Genomic DNA, 4,276 nt, shown 5'->3' on the forward strand with positions numbered 1-4,276 from the left:
CTATGACGGAAGACGACCCATCTCTTGTTGGTTTTTTGGAAGTGGTTGGTAAAGACGTTCTCCCAATCGACACTTATTTCGAACCTAAGCTTGTGAAGGATGGAGCCTACGGCTCCCTAACMATCAACCCCGAAGGCGCCTGGAATTACGAACCAACGCAGGAGATAGTTCAAGCGCTAGTGCATGGTGCATCGTTGACTGACAGCGTCATAGTGAAGACTACTGGAGGACTTCTACATCAGATCAAAATAAAAATTACTGGGGTCGATGACCCGGCCATAATTGGGGGAAATGTAACAGGAATTTTTAATGAAGACGATCCTAAATTTACTGGCCAGTTGACTATAATAGACCCTGACATCGATCGGACAGGTGTCTCTCAGCAAGGCTTCCAAGATGGAGTATATTTTGGAAAAGAAGGTTCAATCTCTCTTACCTCGACAGGCTTATGGGACTATAAGCTCAACGACCAGCAAAAACTGCAGCAATTGCGGGGGGGAGAGAGAATATTTGACAAAGTTACTGTTAACTCTATCGATGGAACTCCGCAACAAATTAACATAGTAATCATTGGAGCGAATGACCCGGCTACATTTGGAGGTACTTATACCGGCTCCGTGACAACAGACCACTCTGTCGCATCTGGACGTTTGACGGTCCAAGATGTTGACCACGATGAGGGATTCTTTCAGAGTATTGGCCCTATAGTCCCTAGTCAGTATGGTACATTTAGATTCGACTCTAACCCGGATTTCCTCAGTGGCTTCTGGACATATGAACTGACCGCTTCGGTACCAGTGGGACAGAAKCTAACAGATTCGCTTACGGTCAAATCGACCGATGGCACCAGCCAGAATATAACTATTTCAATAACCGGTACCACAGGCGCAACCGGTGCCACAGGCGCAACCGGTGCGACTGGCTCGACTGGAGCAACCGGCTCGACCGGAGCCACCGGATCGACAGGTGCAACAGGCTCGACAGGTGCGACTGGTTCGACTGGCGCCACCGGTGCAACTGGTTCGACCGGAGCGACTGGCGCCACCGGAGCGACTGGCGCCACCGGTGCAACTGGTTCGACCGGAGCGACTGGCTCGACCGGCGCCACGGGAGCCACAGGCGCAACCGGCGCCACGGGAGCAACCGGTGCTACGGGATCCACAGGCGCAATCGGCGGCACCGGTGCGACTGGCGCAGTTGGAGCCACGGGCTCGACTGGCGCCACCGTGGCTAATGGAGCGACGGGCGCCTSCGGTGCCATCGCGTCCGACTCGCTCGGCCTCAAGGACRCTGCAAAATTCCTGCAGTCCGGCTCTGCCCATGGCAACAGTGATCACGGCAGCCATGCGTCGTTCCACAACCTGATTGGCCTGGCGTCCACTTCGGTGACGACAGACCTGCTAAATGTCCTCAAGACGATTAGCGGTTATGGTCAGAACCAGAACAAGCCGTCGGGAGCGAGCACGGATCTCACCCCGGACCAGACAAAGCCTGGCGGCGGCTATGCCAGCACCGACCASACSGCCAAGACAACCCTGAAGGATCTCTTGAAGCCGCAYGAGTGAGCAGGRATGTTGAATGGGCCACGGACGCAGACTGGTCCAAGTTTGAAAAGGGACGCGCGGGCTCCTCGGCTGGAAATGCCGGGGCGGCGCCCGCGTACTCTACGTTGAGGGCGAGCTACCGGGGAGGTCAGTGCAAGGCCGATCCAAGCAGAAGCGGTTTCGATGGTTTCTCGGAATCGAGCCAAGGGGAAACCTCGTAACCCTATCAATTCGCGGCGTGGCGGGGGCGAGGACGCGCGCGGAGGCGTTCGCTGGTAGTGAGTGAAGGCCGGGGGTGCGGAAAACCTCTGTACGGGTCGTCAGAGGGCAGCGCCGTCTTGCGCGAGGACGGGTTTCGGGCGCGCGGCTCTCCATGCGCGAGTAGTGCGCTGTGCTCAGTCCGGCCGCTTTTGATAGTTCAGTGCATCCCGGCGCCTTACATTGCGGCTTTGGGCCTTTGACCGGCTTTTCTTCGACCCAATGGCAATTGCCGTCACGAGTGACGATCAGCCGTCGCACGCCACAGTGCTGCTGTTCTCCGGTTAGCCTGCTGCTGTCGCATCGTTCCATAATCGAGCCATCAGGTGCCGCAATGTGGTTAGACGTCTTCACATCAATCCACAGATGCTCCCCGGCCGCAAAATTGACGGCAATCACGTCGGCTATGCCGTGCGGCGAGACGTTGCGAAAGACTTCATATCCTTGCGACAACAGCCATGCTGTGGCCACCAGTTCCGAATGCGCGCCTCGATGCTTCTTGTCCATGCAGGTGTCCCAGCGTTCCGTCGTGAAACGCAGATTATAGCGAATGACCCGGCCGCTGTCTCCAATTTGGCACCAAACTGGTTGCGAAAACGGTGTAGCTCTCTCTCGGATGGTGTCGACTGGCGGGCGTTCGGTGCCAGTATGGTGCCAAATTGGTTACGTCGAGCCAAAACCGCGCATCTCGTCGAAAGTCGGTTCAACGCCTTGCAATTCAAGGCGTCAGCGGCTATTCACACGCCCGTTGCTGCGGTAGCTCAGTGGTAGAGCACTCCCTTGGTAAGGGAGAGGTCGAGAGTTCAATCCTCTCTCGCAGCACCATTCGTTTTCGAAGCAGCATCAAAAACTTAGAGTTTTCCGTGGCTTCCGTTAATTCGGGCTGTTATGGGAAAGTGCTCTGGTATGGCTGGTAAGCGGTGGCGAATGCGGGGTCTGTCCAAACGCAAAGGCTCTGAGGTGTGGCAGGGCAAGTTCCGTGTGCCCCAAAGGTTATGGGATCGGCGCGTCGATTTGCGGTCTCTTGGCGTCTCCGACCTGGGGAAAACTCAAGAATTCACTCGGTCCCTCGGGGAATATGACCGGGATCGAGCCGGCGAAGTCTACCGCAAGCGCCTCGCTGTTTGGGACCTCAAGCTTGGGGCGTGGGGGACGCTCCTGGAGAACGGTCCTCGGGGTCTAACCCAGAAGCAACGCTTCGCACTCGCGGGCGAATACGCCAAGGCCTTCCTGGCGGCGCATGAGGAAGAGCCGTTTTACGCTCCTCCAAGTCTGCCGGCCCCAGAGGCCCGTGCTGACGATGGCGGGGTGTTGGCTGGGGCGATGATCTCAATGGCTCCCGGCGAACGTGCCGAACTTCGGGGCGCTCTTCTCGCCTACTTCAAGGCAGGCGACCATGAACGGGTGCGGTTGGCCCTCTCCCTGTTCATCAGGTTCCCAGCACTCCAGGCGAGCCTGGGGCAAGACTTCGTGATGGCTCTGGAAGGAATGCATGGGGCTGAGGCTGATGCGGCCCTCGCGGCTCGGGGGCTTCTGGTCACGGAGGAGGCGCGGCGTCTCCTGACCTTCGACCTGGCGGACATGATGGGGGCTGCTCGACGGGGCCTAGTGGCGCGGAGCGGAGGCGATTACAGGCCGGTCCCGGAGCTTGAAGGTGCTCCCGGCTTCGTCTTGGAGCCAGTGTCCGTAGTGGCCGCGCCAGGCCGTCCCGTGGTCACATTCGCCGCGATCATCGACGCTCAAGCCACCAAGCGGAGCGCGGGGCAAGGCTCCAAGCCTATGCCAGAGAACTCGGTCAAGAAGTACAAGCGCATTGCCGATGCCTTCGCTCACCACCGGGGCTCAACCAATGCGGCAACCGTGACAGTCCATGAGGTCGAGGCCTGGGCGGATGCGATGCTGGAAGCGGGAGAGCCGTCCAATCGGTCCATCGCAGATCGGCTTGTAAACCTCGGGACCATCATCAACTGGGGCAAGCGCCTGCGGGAGCACCGAGAGACGATGGCGGCGGCGGAGACGGTCTCGGGCAAGGTCGAGCTGCCAAGCTATATGGAGAAGCCCGGTGGCGAGACCGCGTATCGTCTTGAGGAGGCTCGCACGGTTCTCAGGGCGGCGCGGAACGAGACCGACGCAAGCAAGCGCTGGCTGCCGTGGCTGTGCCTCTATGCGGGCCTCCGGATTAGCGAAGCGAACACGCTGAGGAAAGCTGATCTCTTTGAGGCCGAGGGATCGTGGTTCCTCAAAGTGACAAGTGCCGGCAAGCGCTCCCTTAAGACCGCAAGCAGCGAACGGCGCATTCCCGTCCATCCGGCCCTAAAAGCAGAGGGTTTCCTTGAGTGGGCGAGGGGCGCCCCTGCTGGTCAGCTATTTAGGAACGGCGCAACGTCACTCATTGGGCGATGGGTGAAGAGCAAGGCAGTGGGTCTGGTCCGCTCTGGGGTCGCCCCTAATCACGGGCTGCGCCACCTCTTCGT

1 protein-coding gene, 1 tRNA gene and 1 pseudogene are annotated in these 4,276 nt (G+C 58.9%); all 3 read left to right on the forward strand.

Going from position 1 to position 4,276, the window contains the following annotated elements; genetic code table 11:
• The first annotated feature begins 2 nt into the window (after window positions 1–2).
• Complete coding sequence (locus tag ACXJ7R_RS25960; protein ID WP_457154325.1) at window positions 3–1,565, forward strand: VCBS domain-containing protein; 1,563 nt, start codon at window positions 3–5, stop codon at window positions 1,563–1,565.
• A gap of 987 nt (window positions 1,566–2,552) precedes the next feature.
• Window positions 2,553–2,627: transfer RNA gene (locus tag ACXJ7R_RS25965), tRNA-Thr, on the forward strand.
• A 189-nt stretch (window positions 2,628–2,816) separates the two neighbouring features.
• Window positions 2,817–4,276 (forward strand): annotated as a pseudogene (locus ACXJ7R_RS25970) (hypothetical protein); the annotation flags it as partial.

This window comes from Mesorhizobium sp. P5_C1 (genome assembly GCF_054049815.1).